We start from the raw sequence: 3106 nt of genomic DNA on the forward strand, positions 1-3106 counted from the left end.
CCGCGGCGGCAGCTCATGGGCGATGGCGCTCAATAGGCGTTTTCCGTGTTGAGCAGGCGGACCGGCGTCAGGAACAGGATGCGCAGGTCGAACAGCATCGACCAGTTCTCGATGTAATAGAGGTCGTATTCGGTGCGCATGCGGATCTTTTCATTGGTGTCCATCTCGCCGCGCCATCCGTTGATCTGCGCCCAGCCGGTGACGCCCGGCTTGACCTTGTGGCGGGCGAAATAGCCGTCGACCACCTCGTTGTAGAGCAGGTTGTGCGACTGCGCGGCAATGGCATGCGGRCGCGGCCCGACCAGCGACAGAGAGCCGAAGAGCGAGTTGAAGAACTGCGGCAGCTCGTCGATCGAGGTCTTGCGGATGAAGCGGCCGACGCGGGTAACGCGCGGATCGTTCTTGGTCACTGTCTGCTTGGCTGTCGGGTCGGACCGGTCGGCATACATCGAGCGGAACTTGTAGACCTCGATGATCTCGTTGTTGAAGCCGTGCCGCTTCTGCTTGAACAGCACCGGCCCCCTGCTGTCGAGCTTGATGGCGATCGCGGTGGCGAGCATCACCGGCGAGAAGAGAATGATGCCGACAAGCGAGAAGACGATATCGAAGGCGCGCTTGGCGACCGAATCCCAGTCGTTGATCGGCTTGTCGAAGATGTCGAGCATCGGCACTGAGCCGATATAGGAGTAGGCGCGCGGCCGGAACTGCAGCGCGTTCGAATGCGCCGAGAGCCGGATGTCGACCGGCAGCACCCAGAGCTTCTTCAGAAGCTGCAAGACGCGCGATTCGGCGGTCAGCGGCAGCGACACGATCAGCATGTCGATGCGCGCGATGYGGGCGAATTCGATGAGCTCCGAGATCGTTCCGAGCTTCGGATAGCCGGCGACGATCGGCGGCGAGCGCTTGTCGTTGCGGTCGTCGAAGATGCCGCAGATGCGGATGTCGTTGTAAGGCTGCTTCTCGACCGAGCGGATCAACTGCTCGGCCGCCTTGCCGCCGCCGACGATGACGGCACGGCGCTCCATACGGCCGTCGCGCGCCCAGCGGCGAATGAGCCTGGACATCACCAGTCTCAGGCCGAAGACCAGCGCGAAACCGACCACGAACCAGGTGCCGAACAGCAGCCGCGAATAGTCTTCCGACGCCTTGATGGCGAATGCTGTGAGTGCCATCAGCGCGAAACTGCCGGCCCAGACAAGCAGCACCCGCCCGAAATTGGCAAGCGGGCGCATCAGCGCCGCGATCTGGTAGCTGTCGGTGACGTCGAGCAGCACCACGGCCAGGAACGACGTCGCCGCGATCGCCAGCGGATATTGCCAAGCCAGATAGCTGAAAAAGCCGACATAGTAGAAATAGACGCCGAGCCCCGACAGGAAGAGCACCGCGAACTCGACCATGCGCAGCACGCCGCTGACCATGATCGGCGACATCGTATCGCGCCGGTATTGCGAGGCGACCTGGCGCGCCACATCGTTGATGCCGCCGGGCTTTCCGCCATCGGCGGGAGCATCGTAATTGCGCACCGCATCCATGGAAAAGCGGCGCGCGGGGYCGATCTCATTCATGGGAACTGTCCGCGAGCTTCGCGAAACGGCATAGCAAAAGAGAGCTAAGAAAGACTTGAAACAACCGGTGGTTTTGAAGCTGTCGGGCCGGCCGCGGCTATTTGTTCAGCGCGGCGAAATAGGCCTTCTCGATCTCGGCGGCCATCACATCGGCTCCGAACCGGGCCTTGAGCTCGTCCGTCTGCGGCATCGCCTTGCGGTACGTGTCGCGGTCGCCGAACACTGTTTCCATTTTGCCTGCGAGCTGCGCGGGATCCGGCCGGATGAGGGCAGGGGAGCCGTCGCCGAAGATTTCCGGAATGCCGCCGACCGCGGTCGCGATCATCGGCATGCCGGCGGCCAAAGCCTCGAGCACGATATAGGGCATCGCCTCCGCCCGGGACGGCACAACGATCAACCCGGCCAGAGCGAAAGCTTGTCTCGCCGGCATGGGCGGCAGGAATCGGACATGACTCTTCAGCCCGAGTCGCTCCACTTGTGCGTGGTAGCGCGGCAGGTCGTCGCCGTCRCCGACCATCACGGCGCTCAACGGACGGCCCAACGCGCTGCCGRCCAAGGCCAGGGCGTCGATGAAGATATCCGGGCCTTTCAGGTCGCGCATCATGCCGATGTATAGAAAATCGGCGGCATTCGCCGCCGTCGTCACCGGTTCGAATTCGGCTGCGCGCAGGCCGTTGTAGACAAGCGTGTTGGGTATGGGCGGCTCGCCGACCTTGCGGCGATAGGTGTTGCGCTCATAGTCGGAAACGAACAGCAGGCAGTCGGTGAAGCGCGCCATGAAGCGCTCCAGGCCGAAGAACAGCTTTCCCGTCGCCGTCGTTTCGTCATAGTGGAGGGAGCCGCCATGCGGCGAATAAAGGCGGGCCACGCKAGACCTTGAAACCCGCAACAGTGAGCCGAACAGCCGGGCATAGGCGCCACCCTTGGCGCCATGCCCATGCAGCACGTCCGGCCGCAATTCCTTGATGATTCGATAGGTGCGCCAGGCCGAGGCGAGGTCGCCCGGCCCGACATGACGCTGCATCGGCGTGCGATGGATGCCGAGCGCGAGGCTGTCCTTCATCGCCTCGAACAGCCGCTCCTCGTAGTCGCCGCCGGTCGTCGAGTCGCAGACGATGCCCACCGCATGGCCGGCGGCGACCTGCGCCTCGGTCAGGTCGCGCACGTGCCGGAAGATTCCTCCGACAGGTGAGCGGAAGCAGTGGACGATCCTGAGATTCACCGCCACGACGGATTTTCAGAACAGGCGTTCGCGGACATAGACGGTGTCGCCAGGCAGGAGCGGATCGGATGTCAGCACCCGTCCGGTCATCACCTTGCCGTTGATGTCGCGGGTGATGTCGACGCTCTCCTGATTGGCGCGCGGYGTGAAACCGCCGGCAATGGCGACCGCCTTTTGCACCGTGAGTCCCGGCACATAGGAATACTGGCCGGCAGCGCCCACTTCGCCCATGACGAAGATCGGCCGGTAGCGGTCGATTTCGACCGAAACGTCGGGGTCGCGCAGATAGCCTTGGCGCAATTTGTCGGCGATCTCCTTT

The 3106-nt window shown here is 63.4% G+C and carries 3 protein-coding genes; all 3 read right to left on the minus strand.

Going from position 1 to position 3106, the window contains the following annotated elements; translation table 11 throughout:
- Positions 1-29: 29 nt before the first annotated feature.
- Positions 30-1565, minus strand: a complete 1536-nt coding sequence (locus LCM4576_RS31530; protein WP_071036263.1) for an undecaprenyl-phosphate glucose phosphotransferase — start codon at positions 1563-1565, stop codon at positions 30-32.
- 97 nt (positions 1566-1662) lie between these two features.
- The gene (locus LCM4576_RS31535; RefSeq protein WP_071036264.1) at positions 1663-2793 is read right to left on the minus strand and encodes a glycosyltransferase; all 1131 of its coding nucleotides are present in this window, start codon (positions 2791-2793) and stop codon (positions 1663-1665) included.
- A 9-nt stretch (positions 2794-2802) separates the two neighbouring features.
- A partial coding sequence (locus tag LCM4576_RS31540) for a polysaccharide biosynthesis/export family protein (protein ID WP_131803332.1) occupies positions 2803-3106 on the minus strand: 304 nt, incomplete at its 5' end.

Origin of the sequence: Mesorhizobium sp. LCM 4576, assembly GCF_001854815.1 — a bacterium.
Classification (GTDB): domain Bacteria; phylum Pseudomonadota; class Alphaproteobacteria; order Rhizobiales; family Rhizobiaceae; genus Mesorhizobium; species Mesorhizobium plurifarium.